The sequence below is a fragment of the Streptomyces sp. NRRL F-4489 genome (genome assembly GCF_001509485.1).
Lineage (GTDB): Bacteria > Actinomycetota > Actinomycetes > Streptomycetales > Streptomycetaceae > Streptomyces.
Map to the genome: position 1 here is coordinate 1 of NZ_LLZI01000195.1, position 322 is coordinate 322.

At 81.4% G+C, this 322-nt stretch carries 1 pseudogene; it reads left to right on the forward strand.

Annotation, left to right across the window (positions count from 1 at the left end):
- A pseudogene (locus ADL22_RS15210) lies at positions 1-322 on the forward strand (hypothetical protein); the annotation flags it as partial.

The following is a 322-nucleotide window of genomic DNA, read 5'->3' on the forward strand; positions in this document are numbered from 1 at the left end:
CTGCTGCCGACCACGGTCGTGGTCCTCACCCACCCCTCGCCGGACAGCGGCGTCGACGTCCGCCGGGCCGCCGCGCACCTGGGCGCTGGTGGCGCGGCGGTGCTGCCGCTGCCCTACGACCGCCACCTGGCGGCCGGCGGCGCCATCCGGGCCGAACTCCTCGGCGCCCGCACCCGGGAGGCCGCCGCCGGCATCGCGGCCGAGGCCATGGACCGCGCGGTCTCCCGCGACCCCTCCCGCCGCGACCGGCACCAGGGCCCGCACCAGCACCAGGGCCCGCACCGGCCCCAGGGCCATCCCCAGCCCCCGACCCCCCAGGCCC